Below are 20,773 nucleotides of genomic sequence, written 5' to 3' on the forward strand. Positions count from 1 at the left end.
TTATTTGTTGTTGATTTTTCCTGTTGATTTTAGTAAAGTGTAGTAAGCCAGGCCTGCATCGGCTTTAGCTAACTCCAGGTTTATTTGTGCCTGGTAAAGCAATGTTTCGGCGTCGGCCCTATCGGTAGCTGATGCTATATTGCTTTTGTATTTTGATTCGAGGATCTTATTATTTTCGCCCGCTTGTTCAATTGAGGTTTGTAAAAGCTTAATCTTATCCAAAGCCATTGTCCAGTTCTGGTAGTTTTGGTTTACTTCGTTTTTAATGCGGTCAACCGTGATGGTTTTGTTGATGGTTACCTGCTCGCGTTGAATTTTAGCTTCGGTAACCTTGTTTTTGTTTGTCCATAAGTTACCAAAGTTCCAGGAAAGGGTTAAGCCAACTGATATCGGGGTTATAAACTGCCCGCTTTTAGGAATCGGGTTTGAGTTTACATCAACATAATAGGCGCTTCCTGATGCTGCCAATGTAGGCAAGGTGTTAGCCTGTATGTTTTTGATGCTGGTTTCGGCAACTTTACCCCGTAAATCTGCCTGCTGTAATTCAACACGGCTTGCATAAGCGGTATCAAGGTAATTGCTTAAAGGGGCAACGGGCCTGTCAACCTCGGTTATCTGATCTATATTAAGCTGGGTACCTTCGGGTAAGCCTAACAAAACATTCAGGCTATAGTTGATGATACGGCGATTAGTTTCCAGGTCGATACCATTCAGCTCAACATTTGAACGTTGCAACTGAAACCGCAGCACATCATTTTTGGTAACCAATCCCTGGTCAAAAAACCTTTGCGATTGTTTGATCTGCGCATCGATGGTAGCTAAATTTTGCGCTACTACTTTTTTGCTTTGCAGCACCTTGTACAGGTTGTAATATGAGTTGATGATATCGTAAGTAATCTGGTCTTTATCATTAACCACATCCAAACGGGCAGCCTGGGTAAGCAAATCTGTCGATTCGCGGGCATATTTATATTTACCACCTGCGTAAAGCACTTCGCTTAATGATAGTATACCCAGGTAAGCATCGGCCCTATCGGGTAAATTAAAGCTGCTTTCGCCAAGCGAAAGTTTATTGGCAGGTATTTCGGCATGGTTGTAACCATAGCTTACTTTACCGGTTGGCAAAGCCTGGTCTTTAGCCTGGTTGTATTGCGATACAGCCTGGTCAATTTTAGCTTGCGATAGCTTTAAAACTTTGCTGTTATCAAGGCCCAGCTTAATGGCCTCATCTAAAGTAATTGTACGGTCCTGGGCCGTTGCCGTTCCTGCAAACAGCAAACCTGATACCGCCAGGGCGGTGCCATACCTCCAAAACGCGCTAACTGTATGTTTCAACAGTTTAAGGTGGTCGGTTTTATTATTTTGAGTTGTCATGTTCATTTACTAAATAAGCTTTTAAAAGTCTTTTCATGTATGCTTTAATCCTTGGCTTCAGTTCCTCTTCCATAAATTTTTCGTCACGAACATCATGACCTAATATTAAGGATGATAACTGCGGCATGTTGATTACGTAATTTTTGGTACCAAATATGGTTGCTATTACCATCGGGATATCAATGTCTTTATGAAAGGAGCCATTATTGAGCCCCTCTTCAATTATCTTCCTGATCTCCACAACGTTTACCATCAGTATTTCGATTATCTTATCGGTAAGCCCCCAGCGTTTATTCATCGATATTTCGCGGCTGATCAATTTTTGAAAGCAGTTATTTACAATAATTCGCTCTACATAATTGTCAATACATTTATCCAGTTTACACCAGGCTGTCATGCTGTCGTCATTACCTATATTTTGAAGCAGTGTGCGGAATGACGAGATCTTACGTTCAAAAATTGCCAGGAAAAGGCCTTCTTTTGAACCGAAATAATAATTGAGCATAGCCATATTAACACCGGCCTCGCCCGAAATTGTCCGGGTAGAAGCGCCATCAAATCCATAGTCGGCAAACACGCGTTCGGCGACGTCAAGGATGTGGTCTTTTTTGTCTATTTTATCTTTGTCCATTGTTTTAACGGCACAAAATTAATCAAACGATTGATTAATCAAAGGGGTTCAGGGCCAAATCATTAATCGATTGATTAATGATTACTATCGAATGACAAAATTGTTTTTAAAGCAATTAAAAAATTCGAGTGTGGTAGTTATATGTTTAAACTGCTATGTTTTTTAAAACAGAAGATACCCGATTTTTCGGCCTGCCTTTTCTGAACTTTTGCGCAAAAAATCTCCGTTTTATTTTTGTGTAAATAAATGTACTATTTGTATCAATAAATATCGCATTTGTTACCGAAAAGTGTGAATTAATTACCTTTTTGTAAGCATTTGTGCATGAATTAAAGGCGGTTTGGAAATACAAAAGGAAGCCGGTAAATTTGTACTATATATCAACATAAAAAACAGTTTCTACATTGTTTTCCACAGCATTATTCGTGGAATTCGTTTTATTTGTATGAATTATTGCCTGTTAATTTTCACCGCCCACACTAAAAAACAACTGTTTTGAACTGCTCAAATACGCTGAACCCTGAATGGATTCCATTAGCTTATAAAGCAACTGATGCAGATAATGTTAGGCCGGTTAAAAACGGCACCCGGCAAGATCACCAATTAATAAAGCCGTTGGTAAGGCATACTTATTCAAAAAAGAAAACCAGCGGCAGGTAACTTGTTGCCTTATATCTGCGAATAAGCTGTGGGCACCAGCATAGTTGATGTTATTTTGCTTACCAACAGGGCATCGGCATATTCGGGTACGCTGCTTATCTTTTTCCATTGCGGGTCGCTGCCGAAGGCTTTCCAATGGGTATCTTTAGCGGCCAGGTCATCAAAGGTGATCATGTACGTAAGGTTGGGCCGTTGGGGGCCGATTATAGTTTCGCCCCAGAAAACAGGGTTGAAACCAAGGCGTTTAAAAATATCTATTTCGCCCTGGTCGGTAAACATTTCTATCTTTTTTTTGCCAGCGGCTTCGCTGGCGCCTTGGTATTGGCGTAATTCAAAAATACGCGGCTTCCTTTCGGGCGCAGCAGCGAGTAATGTATGCGGAAATGCTTTTAAAAGAGAGCTTTCTATCCGTTCATAAGCAGGCGCGGTGGCCGGGGCATTAAGGTAAGCGGCAGCGCTGGCAATATAGTCTTTATCACCGCTGATCAGTTTTTGAACCCTATCAATTTGGGAAGTGGAGACATAAGGAATAAGTACAAACACTTTAGTTTGCCCCTGGGGTTTTAGTTCGGTAAATACACCGGCCCGTTTTATAGTGTGACGATTTACCGCAGGTATTAAGGCATTTTGCAAATAATCTTCCACCAAGCTCTGCTGACTTACATCTTTTAAACTATAAACCCGGAGTTCATAATATTCTTCTATTGGCACTTCGGTATGCATGGTATCAGCGTTACTTACAGCGGGTAAAACGGTTGCGGTTACAGCACCCATTAGGGTTGATTTTACAAAAGAGCGTCTTTTCATGAAGGTATAATTGAAAGTTTAAATATAGTATTAATCCTCCGTCTTCAACGTTTTAAACTATCTGTTTTACAAATTTGAGTCCATCGCCTGCCGGCAACTACAGGAAGCAACAAGACCACTAAAACTACTATTTACTATATTTACATTTGGTATACTTCTGTGTAACGGCCACTAAATTATCCATGCAAAATCAACCCACACAAATCATCCGCAAAATTATCCATATTGATATGGATGCATTTTACGCGTCGGTTGAGCAGCGGGACTTCCCGGAGTACAGGGGTAAGCCACTGGTAGTGGGCGGGTTACCTCAGGGCCGGGGTGGCGTGGTGGCTACGGCAAGTTACGAGGCCCGTAAGTTTGGGGTACGTTCGGCAATGTCATCAAAAAGGGCTTTACAGCTTTGCCCGGATGCCCTGTTTGTTCGGCCGCGGTTTGCCGCATATAAAGAGGTTTCGCAACATATCAGGGAGATCTTCAGCCGGTATACCGATCTGATTGAGCCCTTATCTTTAGATGAGGCCTACCTTGACGTTACCAACGATAAACTCAACATCGGCTCGGCAATTGATATAGCCAAACAGATAAAACAAGCTATAAAGGATGAACTTAACCTTACGGCCTCCGCCGGTGTATCTATCAATAAATTTGTAGCTAAAATCGCTTCGGATATTAACAAGCCCGATGGATTGAAGTTTATCGGCCCGTCAAGCATAGAAAGCTTTATGGAGCAATTGCCTGTCGAAAAGTTTTTTGGTGTAGGCAAAGTCACCGCACAAAAAATGAAGCAGATGGGCCTGCATACCGGAGCCGACCTTAAAAAACTAACCGAGGATGAAATGACCCGGCATTTTGGCAAACCAGGCCGCTTTTACTACCAGATAGTGCGCGGGATTGATAACCGGGAAGTACAACCCCACCGCGAAACCAAATCACTGGGTGCAGAAGATACTTTTGCCTATGACCTTACCACCCTCCCCGAAATGGAAGCCGAACTGGATAAAATTGCATTGGTGGTATATGACCGCCTACTCAAATATGAACTAAAGGGCCGAACGCTCACCCTCAAAGTAAAATACAGCGATTTTAAACAGATCACCCGAAACCAATCATTCACCACAGCTTTTAATGATTTGGAGACGATATGCAATACCGCAAAACAATTGATGGCAGCCACCAATCCAGGCGATGATACCCGCATCCGGTTGCTGGGGATTTCGTTATCAAACTTTGGTGATATTGTTCCGAAACAAAGAGAAGAAAAAGAGGCCGGGCCAGGGGATCAGCTTGCAATGCAGCTGTAACTTTTACCCTATATGCACCACACTGCCGGCATACCGTTGATGCACCTTTACCATCCCAAACTCACACCCCCGGATACCCCGAAACCAACCCGCGACACACCATTCAATTGCGTTTTGTCAACTTGGCCGTTATTGAGGTAAAGCTGGTCGGTGCCGTTGCCGGTTTGCCAGGTAAAATAGCGGCCGCCAATTTGGATGGCAAGGTGATTGGTAACGTCATAACTCAACTTGCCGCCGGCTTCAATCCCGTAACCATTGGCATGATGGCGATAACTCACCGGGTGCTGAAAACTGGTGATTAAATTCCAGTTGCCGTTGCTGTTGTAACTTACCTGGTGGTAGGTAACATCAGCCTTGAACTTTAATTTGGGAGCCATTATTACCGACGATACAACTTTAAAAAAGCCGCCTTTCCATTGAGGGGAATAAGAACTGTTCAAATCCGGAAACATGCCGGCCCGGTTAAGCAGGCGGAGAAACTCTTTATTCTCGCCATAACCAATATAAGGGGCTATGCTAAAACAATATTTATTAAAAATGATATACCCCGCACCCAGGTTCCACAAACTGGCGCTGCCTTTATTGGCATTGAAGGTTTGGTTGTAGGTATTGTTGCTGCGGTTATCGGAGCCGTAATCGCTATCGTTTACCGTGCCCGAGGATATGAACAGCCTCGAGTAATCGCCGTAAACAACAAATCGTTTCCAAAAGTTATAGCTGATGGATGCGGCTGCATTTTGGCCGCCAACCTTCATCCATTTAAGTTCCGAAAGCACGTTGGGGTTTTGACCGCTGATATTGCCCGATATAGACCATCGAAAGTTCTCCTGCCGGTAACCGGTGCCAACATCAACTTGCAGTTTGTTTGCTACCTGTTGCGCATGAACCAGGCAGGCGCTAATCATCAGTATAAAATAAAAGCTTGTAAACTTTTTCATCAGGTAAAAATTGGCCTGCCCTACGCAAAGGAACAGGCCAATATAAATGTTAACTATTGATTTATGCCAAATGATTCCCAGCCCGATGCCGTTGTACGGGTACAGGTCATGGCCTGCGTGCCATTTTCGCTCGAAATAAATTTGCCATTATTACCTCTCAGGGTAACCTTCCCATCCGAAGTAGGTACCCAGTCGAATTTTTCCCAATCGCCAATGGTGGTACGGTTACAGGTGATGGCTTGCGTACCGTTTTCGCTCGATACATATTTGCCCATGCTTTGCAGGGCTACCTTGCCGCCGCCTGCGTCCACTACGGTAAAAGTTTCCCAGGCCTGGGCGGTTGGGCGGTTGCACCACATGGCTTGTGTACCATTCTCGCCGCTTACGTATTGGTTGTTAAATCCTTTCAGGGTGATGTTCGATCCAATTGGCGGCGATGTGCTGCTGCCCGAAAGATTGTATACCCGCACATAATCAACCACCATATTGCAGGGCAAAGCGCCATCGTTAATGGTGTTGCCGGGCAGGTCGCCGCCTATGGCCAGGTTAAGGATAATAAAGAAGGGGTTATGGAAAGCGCCTGTATTGTTGATATTGCCTGCAATATTACCGGTAACATACAGCGTATTATCTACATACCATTTGATAGAATTGGTATCCCACTCCACCGCGTAGGTATGGAAACCAGTGGGTGTTGTAGTTGTACTGCCACCATATTGCGAGTGGCCGTTAACATACCAGTGCATGGTACCTAGTATGGTGTTGGAGGTGTTAACTTGTTCCATAATGTCAATTTCGCCGCATTGCGGCCATCCTACGGTGCCTATATTGGCGCCCAGCATCCAGAATGCCGGCCAGGTACCTTGTACTGCAGGCAGCTTTATACTGGCTTCAATACGGCCATAAGTTGGCTGGAATTTACCGGCAGTAGTCAGCTTAGCCGAGGTATAGGGCTGGCCGCCTACGGTTTCTTTACGGGCAGTAATAGTTAAAAAGCCGCCGGATACTGTAGCATTTGCCGATTGATAATACTCCTTCTCGTTATTAACATTGGGGTTACCATTGTCAATATTCCAGTTGGCGGTGTTAACACTGGTGCCGTTAAATTCGTCGCTCCATACAAGCGTTGCCGCCCTGGGTGTGGTGGTTTGATTGGTTTCGGCCGTCGCGGTGGCAGGTGTTTGCCTGTTGGCATCTTTTTTACAGGAAATGGCTAAAGTAGCCAGGGCAACTATTGCGAAAGCGCCCTTTTTTAAGTTTAGAATTGATTTCATAAGATTGGTATTTGTTTATAATTGATTGATTGCGTGTTGTTAGTACTAAATGAAAAGATTGTCATTTCGAACGAGCCAGCGCCGGAATGAGCACAGGGGCGAGGAGAAATCTTGTACGCCCTGCATCCAAAAAAGCCTATCGGAATGCACAGCGTACAAGATTTTTCGCTATCGCTCAAGAGACAGTTTCTCTTTCGCGCTCCCGCACATCCCCACCCCGCTCTCTCGAAATGAAAATTTTTATACGTTTTCTACTGGTTCACCCCAAAAGCTTCCCAGCCCGATATGGTGGCGCGGTTGCAAGTCATCGCTTGCGTTCCGTTTTCGCTGGATACATACTTGCTGTTATTGCCCCGTAGTGATATTTTGCCGTCGGCGTTAACTACCCAGTCAAATTTTTCCCAATCGCCAATAGTGGTGCGGTTACAGGTGATGGCTTGCGTGCCGTTTTCGCTGGATACATATTTACCCATCCCTTGTAAAGCTATTTTACCGGCACCGGCATCAACCAAAGTAAATTGCTCCCACGCCGATGCGGTAGGGCGGTTGCAGTTCATGGCGGCTGTGCCGTTCTCGCTGCTTACATACTGGTTGTTGATACCCTTCAGCGTAATAACCGAGCCTATTGGAGCACCTGATGAACCGCTTGACTGGGTACCACTCCATTTAAAGGTAGCCACCGCGCCGGCTGCCAACGAGTAGGTAAATGACTCGGCACCCCATTTTACCTTAAAGCTAACGGCAGATGAGCCGGTATTAAGGGCGATAAGTACCTTGCTGCCGTCGGAGTTTTTAAAAGCGACATCCTGGATGCTGCCCGATACATTTGATGAAATACGGACAGCCCCTGGCCTTACAAAACGTGCCGCGTGGCCAATAATGTAATAACCTACGTTGCGGGTTATTGATGTTCCGCTTACGGTAATGGCGCCCAGGCAGGTGCTGCAGCCTCCGGCTGTATGCGGGTTATAATTAACATCGGCCGCCAGGTTCCATTCCAAAACGTTGCGGCTCCAGTTGCGGGTAGCACCAATAACCAAGTTATTAACATGCCATGACAAGTCGCCGCCAAAATTGCTTGGCGCGCCAACCCATTGCTCGGTGAAGTACACATTTTTGTTAGGGTATGCATTATGCACATCGGTTAAAGAAGCAATTGAGCCCGCATATAAGTGAAACGCCGATCCATCAACATAAGGGTTTGCACCACCATCGGCCAAAACAGCCTCCGGATAGTCAATCCTGTCGGTATTATGGTCATAAGCGATGATCTTGGTAGCAAAACCGGCCGCCCTTATCTGCGGACCAAGGTTATTTTTTATAAAAGTAGCTTCCTCGCTGGCCTGCATCACCATACTTGGGTTATTGTATGGGTTAAGCGGCTCGTTTTGCGGTGTAATGGCGTCAATGGTGATACCCTGTGCCTGCATGGCCTGCAGGTATTTTACAAAATAACGGGCATAAGCGTCATAGTACGCAGTGTTTAAGCTGCCGCCGGTATAGCCGTTGTTGCCGGTTGTATTAACCTTCATCCAGGTTGGGGCCGTCCAGGGGGTAGCTATAATTTTGATGGATGGATTGATGGCGATAATCTTCTTGAGGATGGGCAGCATATCGGTATTTTCCTGGCTGATGCTGAAACTGTTCATGTTTACATCGCCCGCCACCTGGTCGTAAGTAAAATCGCCCGAACTAAGGTCAGATGCGCCAATGCTGATACGTAAATTACTGATGCCTATCTGGCCGTTTGCCGTACCAAAAAGCTCGCTTAAAACGGCAGCCTGGTTGCCGCCCAGCCCGTTCAATAAACTGGCGCTGCCGCCCGTTAGGGTAAAACCAAAGCCATCTATGCCCTGGTAGGTGGTGTTTTCGTCAACAGTTACGGTGGTGGCGTTGGTGCCTGCATCAGCGGCAAAATTGAAGCTGGCCTGCGCCTGTAACAGTTTTGACTGATCGGCCGTGGTTACCCAGGCGTTTACAACTTCGTTGGCGGCGCGGGCTACCGTGCTGTTGGTTTGTTGTGCTTTGGCTTCGCCGGTGTTGGCATCCTTTTTACAGGAAAACAGCAAGGCCGCGGGTAGCAGGGTGAGGGCTGCAAGCCGCTTTAAATAGTAGTTAATGTTCATAAAATTTATTATTTGGTTTAATTGATTGCACAAAAAATCCAAGGCAAAAGGCCTGTTACGCATTGCTAAATCGCTTTACCAACTTAACTAATGTTTAAAACACCCTCAATTGAACGCAGGCAAAACAGCATCGTTCAAACTAGTTTTTCAGGAATACAGGCTTATGTATGGTTTATTATTACAAATCAAAAATAGGCTATTTAAAATGTAATAAACAAATAAAACTTACATAAATAACTGATATATAGTATATTACATAAGTTTTGATACGCTTGTATCACATGAGCAATAAATTAAAAATATAGGTTTAAGCGCGGGGTTAAAGGATTTTTAAAACGTAAAAAATAATCATGATACGCTTGCGTCACAGTTAATTTTAACAGCGATATTTCTATGACCTAAGGGGGTAAATTGGGCTATAAGATTTAACGACGTTTTGGGAGGGATAAGTCCGAGGGAAAGGGCGGGGCAGGTTTTACGAACTGCCGCGATGTTCAAACTCGTGGCTAAGCATGATTTCAGCTTTTAGTTCAACTGAAGCCAAAGGCTTCAACCAGTTTTACCCACGAGTTACGCTACGCTAACTTCGCGGGAGATTCAACTATTTATTTTTTGTCTTGCCTCTTGATTCTAACTTCTTGGCTCTATTCCACCACCAGTTCCATCACCTTTAAAATGGCATCCACGTACTCGCGGTCGTTAGCCAAGCGGGGTACTTTGTGCTGGCCGCCTAACTTACCTTTTTCTTTCATCCAGTTAAAAAAAGTGCCTTCGGGGGCGCGGCGTACTATGGGGCGGCGCAGGGCCAGGTCTTTAAAACGCTTGGCATCGTAATCGGAGTTAATGCGGCGGAGGGTTTCATCAAGGATATCCACAAAACGTTCAAACTCGTTAGGTTTCTTTTCAAACTCAATTATCCACTCGTGGGCGCCACAATCTTTACCATTAAAATAAACAGGCGCGGCAGTATACTCGCAAATGACGGCGCCGGTTTGCTGGCAGGCCTCTTCCAGGGCCTGCTCGGCATTGTCAATAATCACTTCCTCGCCAAAGGCATTAATAAAATGTTTGGTACGGCCGGTTACCCGGATGCGGAAAGGCGTTAAAGAGGTAAACTTAATGGTATCGCCTATCATATACCGCCAAAGCCCGGCATTGGTACTAATGATAAGCGCGTAGTTTTTATCAAGCTCCACCTCATCCAGCGTAAGGGTGTGCGGGTTTTCATCGTGCAGGTTTTCCAACGGTAAAAACTCGTAAAAAATGCCATAGTCCAGCATCAGCAGCATGTCGCCCGGTTCGCGGGTATCCTGGATGCCGAAGAAGCCTTCGGATGCATTGTAATTCTCCAGGTAATACATGTCATCGCTGGGAATTAACGCTTTAAACTGGTCGCGATAAGGGCCAAAATTAACCGCACCGTGAAAATACATTTCCAGGTTGGGCCAAACTTCCAGCATGTTTTTTTTGCCGGTTATTTCCAATATGCGTTTAAACAGCACCAAATTCCAGGTAGGTACGCCGCCAATGCTGGTTACGTTTACATCCTTGGTGGCCTGGGCTATTTTTTCTAATTTTTCTTCAAAGTTATCCAGCAGGGCAATTTCCAGTTGCGGTGTGCGGTGAAGCTCGGCCCAAAGGGGTAGGTTCTTCATGATCACCGCCGATAGGTCGCCAAATGAAGCATCCGGGTTTATGGTGCTCACCTGGTGGCTGCCGCCCAGCGTAAGTACCTTGCCGGTAAACATGCGGGCATTGGGCTGGTTGTTAAAATAAATGGTAAGCACATCCTTTCCGCCCTTAAAGTGGCACTCCTCCAGGGCTTCCTCGCTCACAGGGATAAACTTGCTCCTGTCGTTAGTTGTCCCCGATGATTTGGCAAACCAGCGGATCTCTGACGGCCACAACACATTTTTTTCGCCTTTGAGCATGCGCTCAATATAGGGCTTCAGCGTATCGTAATTTTGGATAGGTACCCGCTCCTTAAACTGGGTAAGGTTTTCGATGCTTTTATATTGATACCTGCGGCCCCACTCGGTACTCTCGGCCATAGATATCAGCTGTTCAAACCATTCCTCCTGTACTTCGTTGGGATATTTCATAAAAAGCTCAATCTGGTGAATGCGCTTTTTCATGAACCATGTAAATACGGAGTTAAATATTGTCATACAGCTGGTTTATTATTGGGGGAATACTTTTCTCTTCAGAACAAAGTTAGCACCTAAATATACTTTCCGCACCATCTCATTTTCGGCCAATACCTCGGGCACGCCTGATTCTAATATTTTACCTTCAAAAAGCAGGTAAGCGCGGTCGGTTATTGACAGTGTTTCCTGCACGTTGTGGTCGGTAATCAGGATGCCTATGTTGCGGTGCCTTAGCTTGGCTACCATCGCCTGTATCTCTTCTACCGCAATAGGGTCAACCCCGGCAAAAGGCTCATCCAGCAAAATAAAGTTAGGCTCGGCTGCCAGGGCGCGGGCAATTTCGGTACGACGACGCTCACCGCCGGATAGCAGGTCGCCCCGGTTTTTGCGCACTTTGTGCAGGCTAAATTCGTCAATTAATTCTTCCAGCTTGTCTTTTTGCCTGTCTTTAGGCATGCCGCCCATCTCCAGCACAGCTTTAATATTATCCTCAACAGATAGTTTGCGAAACACCGAAGCCTCCTGTGCAAGGTACCCTATACCCTTTTGCGCCCGGCGGTACATAGGGTCCTGGGTTATATCTTTATCATCCAGAAAAATAGTGCCTTCGTTAGGTTTTATCAAACCAACAATCATATAAAACGACGTAGTTTTTCCGGCGCCATTCGGCCCCAGCAAACCCACAATTTCGCCCTGCGCCACATCAAACGATACATCGTTAACAACGGTGCGCTGTTTGTACTTTTTTACTAAATTTTCTGCTCGTAGTATCATTTTGCAAATTCAAAAGTCAAAATTCAAAAGTAAAAACCTGTCGCTTTACCTTTGCCTTCAACTTATACGTTCTAAATTCAAAAGTAAAAACCTGTCGCTTTACCTTCAACATGTATCTCTAATCCTCCGGCCAAAATTTTTGACTTTTGAATTTTTAATTTTGACTTTCCCCATGGCGTTCCTCCGGCCGGGCTTTGCGTTCATACGCCTGCAGGCCTTAGTCACGGGCCGGTATCCACTTCAATCCCTAACGCGTTTTACTCCGGCTTGAACGCTGGTCACAACTCAACCCGGCTACGCTGCGCTGGCCGACCCTCTCTCCGGCTTACGCCGCAAAGAGGGTAAACCCAATTTTCTTTCCTAACCCTCTTTCCACCGCAGGTGAAGACAGGGTGATCGGGCGTAGCCTCGACCGGGTGAGTCGTCGCCGCCATGCGTTATCCGCCATTTCTTCGCCAATCCCCGGCCAAAATTTTTGACTTTTGACTTTTTAATTTTGACTTTTAAAACCTTATCCCCTTTATATTCAACTGTATGTTTCTTCGTTCGCGCCAAATATTTTCTTCAATACTGTAGCAAATATCAAAGGGCACGCCTGGTTTTAATTGCGGCAGGTATTCGCCGTGGTTAAAGGCAATACAATCAAAGGCTGCCGTACCTTCCTGCATTACAGTCATTTTAATATGTGCCTGCCCCACCAGGCCTGCATTACCGCTAACATACACATTTTTACTTATGAAAACCGGCGCCATATTTTCGGGCCCGAAGGGCGCAAACTGGTTCAATATCCTGAAAAATTTCGGTTCTATTTGGCTTAAACGTAATTCGGCGTCAATTTGTATCTGTTGTATTAATTGTTCGGGCAAAATGGTTGCGCTCACCACCTCTTCAAACCTCTCTTTAAAAGCTTCTACGTTTTCGGGCAGCATGGTTAAACCGGCCGCGTACTTGTGCCCGCCAAACTGGATGAGCAGATCTTTACATTCGCAAAGCGCCTCGTAAAGATCGTAACCCAGCACCGAGCGCGCCGAACCTGCCACATGCCCGTTTGATTGGGTAAGTACAATAGTAGGGCGGTAATATTTTTCGGTAAGGCGCGATGCCACAATACCAATAACGCCTTTGTGCCAATCCTTATTAAATACTACGGTTGATTTTTTGCCTATCAGCACCTCGTCACTGTCTATTATCTCCAGGGCTTCATCGGTAATATTTAAATCGTGGCCCTTTCGCTCCTGGTTACGGGAGTTTATCATCATGCCTTTTTCTTTGGCGGCTTTTTCATCGCAGGCTATCAGCAATTCAACCGCGTGTTTGGCATCATCAATACGGCCGGCAGCATTAATGCGGGGACCTATTAGGAACACCACATCAGATATGGTTAGGTTCCCCGGAGTTTTACCGGCAACCTCAATCAGCGTTTTAACACCAATGCATGGGTTGGTATTTATTTTTTGCAGGCCAAAGTGCGCCAGCACCCGGTTTTCACCGGTAATATGTACAATATCGCATGATATGCTGATGCAGGCCAGGTCGATGTATTCAAGCACGGCTTCAAACCGGATGCCGTTTTTTTCGGCATAAGCCTGTATCAGCTTAAAGCCAATACCGCAGCCCGATAATTCTTTATAAGGATATTCGCAATCGGCACGTTTGGGGTCAAGCACCGCTACGGCAGCGGGTAACTGAGCACCGGGCAAGTGGTGGTCGCAAATAATAAAATCTATCCCCAGGGTGTTGGCGTAGTCAATTTTATCAACCGATTTAATGCCGCAATCAAGTGCTATAATAAGGCTAAAACCATTCTGGGCCGCATAATCAATCCCCTGGGTTGATATGCCATAACCCTCTTTATACCTATCCGGAATATAATATTCCATGTTTTTATACTGCTTGCTAAAAAAGCTGTAAACAGTGGCAACGGCGGTAGTACCATCTACATCGTAATCACCATAAACCAGTATCTTTTCGCCGGCGGCAATGGCGGTTTCAATACGTATAACCGCTTCCTCCATATCCTTCATCAAAAAAGGATCATGCAGATGCCGCTGATCGGGCCTGAAAAAGTACCGGGCACCTTCAAAATCACTTATCCCCCTGTATACCAGCAGGCTGCTTAAAACGGTATCAATATTCAGTTCGGCAGATAATTTGCTTACCAAATCCTCATCGGCATTATCCCTTATCGCCCAACGTTTATTCATATCTTTGCAGCTTTTATAACAGTAAATATAATTTTTGGCATTTTAAACGGCCAAAGTTACGTTCAAAATCTGACACATCGCAGCTATGGAAATTTTCGCGTTAGGAGAAGGCTCATATTCAGTTGATTCGACTAAAAAATTCATCCCCTTTAACCCCGAAACCGACAATTTCAGGGACCGCCCGGGTTCATTGTTCATCCATGTAAACCCATTCCTGATAAAAACCACGCATCACCTTATTGTGCTGGATACCGGCCTTGGTTTTAAAGATACCCGCGATGAATTGCTGCTGCACCAGAATATCCGCAACGCGGGGTTCGATCCGGATGATGTAACACTGGTGTTGATGTCGCACCTGCATTATGACCATTCGGGTGGCCTGGTGGTTGAGCGCAACGGCAAACTTGAACCCAGCTTTCCGCAGGCCAGGCACGTAATACAAAAAGGAGAATGGGAATTTGGCATTACGGGCAAATCATCATCATACCATAAAGAGATTTTTGAAGCCCTTGATGGCACCGTAGATATAACGTTTGTTGAAGGCAGCGGCGAATTGATTCCCGGTATCCGTTATGAGCTATCAGGAGGGCATTGCCCCAATCACCAGGTATTCTGGATAGATATGGAAGGCACGAAAGCGCTGTTTGGCGGCGACGAACTACCTGAACCAGAGCAACTGATACGAAAGTTTATAGCTAAATATGATATGGATGGGCGCAAAGCGATGGAACTGCGCCAGGAATATGGAAAATTAGCATCCGAAGAAGGATGGACCTGCCTGTTTTATCACGCCAAAACATTTGCTATTGGCAATGTAAGCAGTGAAGATGGCGGCGAACACTTTAAGGTAACGCCTGCTTAATCTTGTGGCTGAACTTCAAAAAGCTCCTTAATTTTTTCTACGTTTAATGGTTTGCTGATAAAATCTTTTACCAGTGGGTATGAGCGTGCTTTGTTGATATCGTTGCTGAAAACTGATGATGAAATAATAAAGATTTTGCTTTTGCCCAGCGGATCGAGGTTTAAACGTTTGTACTCGTCTAAAAACTCCCAGCCGTTCATGATAGGCATGTTAATATCCAGCAAGATATAATCGGGCAGCTTGGCCGGATCTTTACGCTGAATTTCAGACAACTGATCAATAGCAAATTTACCATTTAAACAGGCCATAATCTCGGTATTTAATAAAGCTTTCTTTATTAATTTGATAGAGATAAAATTATTGATCTCATCATCATCAACCAATAATACGCTCACGGATTTAGTGTTAATTGTCATAATTCGCTTAAATCGATACGCTTTATACGCAACGTTAAATTAAAAGGTTATCCCCGGAAAACGGTATTTTTACAAAATATTTCATGCCTCCATAATATCCCGGCAATAATGACGATTATTTGATAAACAGGGCTTCATTGACGAGGTAAATAATTGATTCATAGCGCGAAATTACAATACCGCACTCCCGGGCAGCATCCGGCATGGCTCAGAATGATCTCAAAGATCGTTGAACGATTGCATTTTAAAGCAGCAAAGTTCATCCAATAGTAAGTAATAAATTTGTTACAATTATTTACACATAAGCAAAGCAACTGCGAGGGCATACAAATTAAACTACAGTAACGCCCCCCAATTATGACCGTTACCATTTGCGAAGATTTTGACGACAGGTAATAAATACGCCAATTGCCGACTCAACAATTTGAATTACAGCAACAAAGCAAAAAAAATATTTCAGGCAAAAAGGGCGTTTATATATACGTGAGCAACCTTTATTGGATATAAAATAATTTCAAAAACAAATAGGGTAAAACTTTTTATGCGTTTTAATCGTATCTTTGGAAAGATTATAAATAACAGTTCATTCTAATCATTCTAATTCAGTGGTAATAATAATTTTCTTCATCGGGCACTGGTTCCTGTCGCTCTTCTTCCAAACGTTCTTTTTACACAGGTATGCATCTCATAAAATGTTCACTACCAACAAATTTTTTGAGGGAACATTTTATCTGCTGACGTTCATTTGTCAGGGTTCATCGTTTTTAAACCCGCGTGCTTATGCTATTATGCACCGCGAGCACCATGCATACAGCGATACCGAGAAGGATCCGCATTCGCCACATTTTTTCAGGGATGTTTTCCAGATGATGGTGTATACGGCCAAAAGTTACCGCATGCACGAAAAAAGATTAAAAGATCCTGAAGAACGCTTTAAAGGAAACATTCCGGAATGGCGTACGGTTGATTACATTGGTTCGTCAATGGTTTCGCGCCTGGCATTCGGCGTTTTATATATTGCTTTTTACGTGGTGTTCGCTACTTCACCTTGGTTTTATCTGTTAATTCCGGTTCATTTTTTAATGGGCCCTATACATGGCGCTATTGTTAACTGGTGCGGTCATAAATATGGTTATGCCAATTTTGATAACGGCGACAAATCAAAAAACACCACTCCGTTTGATTTTTTAATGCTTGGCGAATTGTTCCAGAACAACCACCACAAACGCCCTAACCGTGCCAACTTCGGCGCCAAATGGTTTGAAATTGACCCGGTTTACCCCGTAATGAAAGTAATGCACTGGCTGCATATCATCAGGCTGAGGAAAGCGTATTTGTAAGCTGAAAGCATATTTTGTAAGCTGAAAGCATAAGGCCTAAAGCCCAAAGCAAAAATATTTTAAGCGAAAAGCTGTCATGTAAAAATGTTGCTTTTCGCTTTTTGTTTTAGAAGGCTTTCTGCTTTGAGCCTTCAGCTTTTAGCTTTTCCATCGCTTTCTGCTTTAGGCCTTCTGCTTTCAGCTTTTCCCCCTATATTTGCCGCTCATAAAATCCACAACATGAGTGTTTCTAAATTAGCTCAAAATTTACGCGGCTCGGAGATCATTAAGATTGCGGGCGAGATAAATGAATTAAAACGCCAGGGGCAAAATATTGCCAACCTAACTATTGGCGATTTCGACTCCAATATTTATCCCATCCCTGCCGACCTAAAAGACGGTATTGTTGATGCTTATAACCACAACCAAACTAACTATCCGCCGGCTGATGGTATGCTTAACCTGCGCGAAAGTGTATCGGCATTTTTAAGCAGCCGCATGGGTTTAAACTATAAAGCTAACGAGATATTGATTTCGGGCGGCTCGCGTCCATTGATCTACTCAACCTTTCTGGCCCTGGTTGATCCGGGCGATAAGGTTGTTTTTCCGGCGCCATCATGGAACAATAACCACTACAGCGACCTTACCAGTGCCGAAGCCATTATTGTTGAAACCAAGCCCGAAAATAATTTTATGCCTACGGCAGATGAAATTGCACCGCATTTAAAAGGCGCAACTTTATTGGCGCTTTGCTCGCCCCTGAACCCAACAGGCACCATGTTTAATAAAAAAGACCTGGAAGAAATTTGCGACCTGGTAATTGCCGAAAACAAAAGCCGTGCAGCCGGCGAAAAGCCTTTGTACCTTTTGTACGATCAAATTTATTCGCAACTAACCTTCGGCGATTTTAAACATTACGATCCGGTTACTTTGCGCCCCGAGTTAAGGCCATATACCGTATTTGTTGATGGTGCATCTAAATGTTTTGCATCTACAGGTGTACGCGTAGGCTGGGGTTTTGGCCCGGCAAATATTATTGATAATATGAAAGCTATTGTTGGCCACATGGGTGCATGGTCGCCAAAGGCCGAGCAGGTTGCCATGGCTCATTTTATTACAGATACCACTGCTGTAGACATTTACCTTGATGATTTGAAGGGAAAAATCCGCGCCAGCTTAACAACCCTGCATGAAGGTTTCCAGGCATTGAAAGCCGAAGGTTTCCAGGTAGATTCGATAACCCCGATGGGCGCTATATATCTTACCCTTAAAATTGATTACACCGGCAAAACCACACCCGATGGGCATGTATTAAAGGATTCGGCTGATATTAACTTTTACCTTATTAAAGAAGCCAAAGTTGCCCTGGTGCCGTTCTCGGCCTTCGGTACAGATGATTCGGTTAACTGGTTCCGTGCATCTGTAGGTGCAAGCACACTGGAGGATATTGAGCAACTGATACCAAGAGTAAAAGCGGCTTTGAGTAAGTTGAAGTAGATAATTTTTTCTGAACCGGAATTTATTGAATTAACAGAATTCTAAAAATTCTTTAATTCGATGAATTCCGGTTCAGATGATTTCATTTGCACATCTGAAATCTGCAATCTGTACATCTCTACCGCAGCACCCTTGCCGCAACGCCTTCGTTGGTTATCTTCACCGGCTGTATCATGCCGTCTTTATCAAAGTACATTTTATCAATGCACATTACGCGGTGGTTGCCGTCGGTCTCGGTCAATGGTCGGCGGTGGTATACAATGTACCATTCATCCGTGCCAGGCACGTTAATAACCGAATGGTGGCCCGCGCCGGTGGCAATGCTGGCATCCTGCTTTAAAATAGTAGCTATCCGCTTAAACGGACCGAACGGGGTATCGCCTACGGCGTAAGCTACCCGGTAATCGGGGCCTGTCCAACCGCCTTCGCTCCACATAAAGTAGTATTTGCCTTTGCGTTTAAACATTACCGGTCCCTCTACATAGCCCTCGGGAGTTATCTTTCTGTAGGTAACACCATCCTCAAAAGGAACAACGCCGGTAAAGTCGTCTTTTAGCTTTACAATATTACATTGGCCCCAGCCGCCGTATATCATATAGTACTGGCCGTTATCATCCTTAAAAACAAACTGATCAATAGGCTGTGCTTTGTTAATAATCTGATCTATCAGTGGCTTGCCCAGGTAATCTTTAAACGGGCCTGCCGGGTTATCGGCTACGGCTACGCCGATACCACCTTTTTCGTTATTGTTCTGAATATCGTTAGCACCGAAGAAGATATAATATTTACCACCTTTTTCGGTAACTGCAGGCGCCCAAAGCGCCCGGCGAACCCATTTTACCCCGACGGTATCAACAATGTGGGGGTGCTTGGTCCAATGTACCAGGTCGGGCGATGAGAAGGCATCCATGAAAACCTGCTCGTTGTATTTAGCCGAGTAAGTTGGATATAGCCAATATTGTTTATTAAAAATTTTAGCTTCCGGATCGGCATACCAGCCCTCAACAACCGGGTTGCCCGATGTTTTTTTATCCTGGGCCAAAGCATGCCGGGCCGGCACCGCCATAGCGGCTACTATCACCGCAGTTAAAAAGGTTTTATGGTAAATACCCGTTTTCATAATGAAATTGATGTTTTTGAGACCGCTAATATAACAGCTAAATTGGTTTAGTTGATACGGTTTCTGCAGATCATATGGCCGGCTATACCCGCGATAACTTTACCTCAACGCCAATCCATCTTTATATCGCTTGGGTTTTACCTGGAAGTGCCTTTCAAACAAGCGCCCAAAATGGCTCAAATTGGTAAAGCCAAGCTGGTAGCCGGTTTCGGATACAGATTGCATGGCCAGTAAACGGGCGGCCTCGTTCATCCGGGCCGATTGGTAATAGTTATAAATACTATCGCCAAAAATCTGCCGGAAAAGCTGTTTCATTTTGGTTAGGCCGATACCTATTTTGCCCGATAACTCGGGAAGCTGCGGAGTTAAGCTCAGATCGGCTAAAATGGCGGCCCGCAGTTTGTATATCTTTTCGGCATCGGCCTGGTCTACCGTGATAGACGCGGTTTCGGCGCGGTGCATCAGCTTGCTGAACAGCAGGTATATGAGTTCCTCGGCCTTGTTTTTGTAAAGCAGCGTGGCCAGCGTGGTAGTTTCATCAATGCGGCTTAATTGTTTTAGCGCGCGTTCCATTTCTAAAGTCATCACCTCGTGCAGCACAAACGATGGGCTTTCCTGCAACAGCGATGCTATGGTGCAGCCGGCCTCCTGCAAATCTAACGTATTGATGAGCGTTTGACGGGATGCGCCAACAACCAGGAAATTAACATGCTGATTGGCCGGAACAACCATTTCTGAAAAAAAGTTGCCGGTGCCCAGTTCAACCTCGCAGCCATTACTGCCTGTAAATAAAGGCCGGTGCGGTAATTCCGCCTCCTCCACCGGGATGCGCCTGCAATCAAACTTTAAGGTGAGCATGGTTGATGATGAAGCTGCCAGTCGGCGCAAAACAAGATCATCCTTAAGCCAATACCGATGAATGCACAGGGATAATCCGTTATTCAGGAATACTTCCTGTATAAACCCTTCGCCTATCGATTCGGGCAGCGTTACCCGGTCATGGGCTATTTGGGCGTCAAAACGCCCGGCAAAAGCCTGGCCAAAATGAAAACCTTTGCCTACTTCAAATTCAAATTCTATCGGCATAAAATATATTTAAACGGTTGTTATTGAAAAGCCTGTTATCCGATTTTCCCGTCAATCCTGAGGAACGAAGGATCTATCAACTATGCGTGACCGATAGAAAAGGTCGCGAATAGATACTTCGTTCCTACCCATTACATGTTTCATTTTCGAGGTGCGCAGGCCTGTCACCCTGAGCCTGTCGAAGGGTCGCGCGGAGAGGCCTTTGCCCGTTATAGTTCGACAAACTCACCATGA

The 20,773-nt window shown here is 44.8% G+C and carries 17 protein-coding genes; 5 read left to right on the forward strand and 12 right to left on the reverse strand.

Translation table 11 applies throughout. The features are described 5' to 3' along the window. Positions 1–1,374 (reverse strand): TolC family protein, encoded by a 1,374-nt coding sequence (locus AC1DV1_RS02060; protein ID WP_477354508.1) that lies wholly within the window; start codon positions 1,372–1,374, stop codon positions 1–3. Beyond that, complete coding sequence (locus tag AC1DV1_RS02065) at positions 1,358–2,005, reverse strand: TetR/AcrR family transcriptional regulator (RefSeq protein WP_477354511.1); 648 nt, start codon at positions 2,003–2,005, stop codon at positions 1,358–1,360. Before AC1DV1_RS02065 ends, AC1DV1_RS02060 begins: the two co-directional genes overlap by 17 nt. Positions 2,006–2,500: 495 nt before the next feature. Here AC1DV1_RS02065 and AC1DV1_RS02070 point away from each other — a divergent pair, with 495 nt between their 5' ends. After that, complete coding sequence (locus AC1DV1_RS02070) at positions 2,501–2,665, forward strand: hypothetical protein (protein WP_477354514.1); 165 nt, start codon at positions 2,501–2,503, stop codon at positions 2,663–2,665. A gap of 9 nt (positions 2,666–2,674) precedes the next feature. Here AC1DV1_RS02070 and AC1DV1_RS02075 read toward each other — a convergent pair whose 3' ends face one another. Then, positions 2,675–3,472 (reverse strand): NIPSNAP family protein, encoded by a 798-nt coding sequence (locus tag AC1DV1_RS02075; protein ID WP_477354517.1) that lies wholly within the window; start codon positions 3,470–3,472, stop codon positions 2,675–2,677. A gap of 182 nt (positions 3,473–3,654) precedes the next feature. Here AC1DV1_RS02075 and dinB point away from each other — a divergent pair, with 182 nt between their 5' ends. Beyond that, positions 3,655–4,776: a DNA polymerase IV gene (gene dinB / locus AC1DV1_RS02080; protein WP_477354520.1), complete on the forward strand. Its 1,122-nt coding sequence runs from the start codon at positions 3,655–3,657 to the stop codon at positions 4,774–4,776. A 47-nt stretch (positions 4,777–4,823) separates the two neighbouring features. Here dinB and AC1DV1_RS02085 read toward each other — a convergent pair whose 3' ends face one another. The 6 genes from AC1DV1_RS02085 to recJ form a co-directional block, all read right to left on the reverse strand. Beyond that, positions 4,824–5,714, reverse strand: coding sequence for a hypothetical protein (locus AC1DV1_RS02085; RefSeq protein WP_477354523.1), 891 nt, complete (start codon positions 5,712–5,714; stop codon positions 4,824–4,826). Positions 5,715–5,767: 53 nt separating this feature from the next. Further along, positions 5,768–6,988: a family 16 glycosylhydrolase gene (locus AC1DV1_RS02090; protein ID WP_477354526.1), complete on the reverse strand. Its 1,221-nt coding sequence runs from the start codon at positions 6,986–6,988 to the stop codon at positions 5,768–5,770. A 251-nt stretch (positions 6,989–7,239) separates the two neighbouring features. Further along, on the reverse strand, positions 7,240–9,114 hold the full coding sequence (locus AC1DV1_RS02095; RefSeq protein ID WP_477354529.1) for a glycoside hydrolase family 30 beta sandwich domain-containing protein: 1,875 nt from the start codon (positions 9,112–9,114) through the stop codon (positions 7,240–7,242). Positions 9,115–9,758: 644 nt separating this feature from the next. Then, positions 9,759–11,282: a GH3 auxin-responsive promoter family protein gene (locus AC1DV1_RS02100; RefSeq protein ID WP_477354531.1), complete on the reverse strand. Its 1,524-nt coding sequence runs from the start codon at positions 11,280–11,282 to the stop codon at positions 9,759–9,761. A gap of 12 nt (positions 11,283–11,294) precedes the next feature. Beyond that, on the reverse strand, positions 11,295–12,035 hold the full coding sequence (gene lptB / locus AC1DV1_RS02105; protein WP_147053774.1) for an LPS export ABC transporter ATP-binding protein: 741 nt from the start codon (positions 12,033–12,035) through the stop codon (positions 11,295–11,297). Between the two features lie 503 nt (positions 12,036–12,538). Next, positions 12,539–14,239, reverse strand: coding sequence for a single-stranded-DNA-specific exonuclease RecJ (gene recJ, locus AC1DV1_RS02110; RefSeq protein WP_477354534.1), 1,701 nt, complete (start codon positions 14,237–14,239; stop codon positions 12,539–12,541). Between the two features lie 85 nt (positions 14,240–14,324). Here recJ and AC1DV1_RS02115 point away from each other — a divergent pair, with 85 nt between their 5' ends. Continuing rightward, positions 14,325–15,101 carry an MBL fold metallo-hydrolase gene (locus AC1DV1_RS02115; protein ID WP_477354537.1) on the forward strand — a complete coding sequence of 259 codons (777 nt, stop codon included), beginning with the start codon at positions 14,325–14,327 and terminating at the stop codon, positions 15,099–15,101. Here the strand turns inward: AC1DV1_RS02115 and AC1DV1_RS02120 are convergent. Further along, positions 15,098–15,517 (reverse strand): response regulator, encoded by a 420-nt coding sequence (locus tag AC1DV1_RS02120; protein WP_147053777.1) that lies wholly within the window; start codon positions 15,515–15,517, stop codon positions 15,098–15,100. The two genes, AC1DV1_RS02115 and AC1DV1_RS02120, sit on opposite strands and share 4 nt — an antisense overlap. Before the next feature lie 605 nt (positions 15,518–16,122). Between AC1DV1_RS02120 and AC1DV1_RS02125 the strand changes: the two genes are divergently transcribed. Both AC1DV1_RS02125 and AC1DV1_RS02130 read left to right on the forward strand, forming a co-directional pair. Beyond that, entirely contained in the window at positions 16,123–16,857 is a 735-nt protein-coding gene (locus AC1DV1_RS02125) for an acyl-CoA desaturase (RefSeq protein WP_477354540.1), read from the forward strand. Between the two features lie 219 nt (positions 16,858–17,076). Continuing rightward, positions 17,077–18,333, forward strand: a complete 1,257-nt coding sequence (locus AC1DV1_RS02130; RefSeq protein ID WP_477354543.1) for a pyridoxal phosphate-dependent aminotransferase — start codon at positions 17,077–17,079, stop codon at positions 18,331–18,333. A 118-nt stretch (positions 18,334–18,451) separates the two neighbouring features. Here AC1DV1_RS02130 and AC1DV1_RS02135 read toward each other — a convergent pair whose 3' ends face one another. Together AC1DV1_RS02135 and AC1DV1_RS02140 are read right to left on the reverse strand one after the other, a co-directional pair. Continuing rightward, positions 18,452–19,453, reverse strand: coding sequence for a glycoside hydrolase family 43 protein (locus tag AC1DV1_RS02135; protein WP_477354546.1), 1,002 nt, complete (start codon positions 19,451–19,453; stop codon positions 18,452–18,454). Between the two features lie 99 nt (positions 19,454–19,552). Then, a complete protein-coding gene (locus tag AC1DV1_RS02140; protein WP_477354550.1) occupies positions 19,553–20,539 on the reverse strand; it encodes a helix-turn-helix transcriptional regulator in 987 nt (328 codons plus the stop codon). Between the last annotated feature and the right edge of the window lie 234 nt (positions 20,540–20,773).

This window comes from Mucilaginibacter sp. P4_D1, from assembly GCF_056401935.1.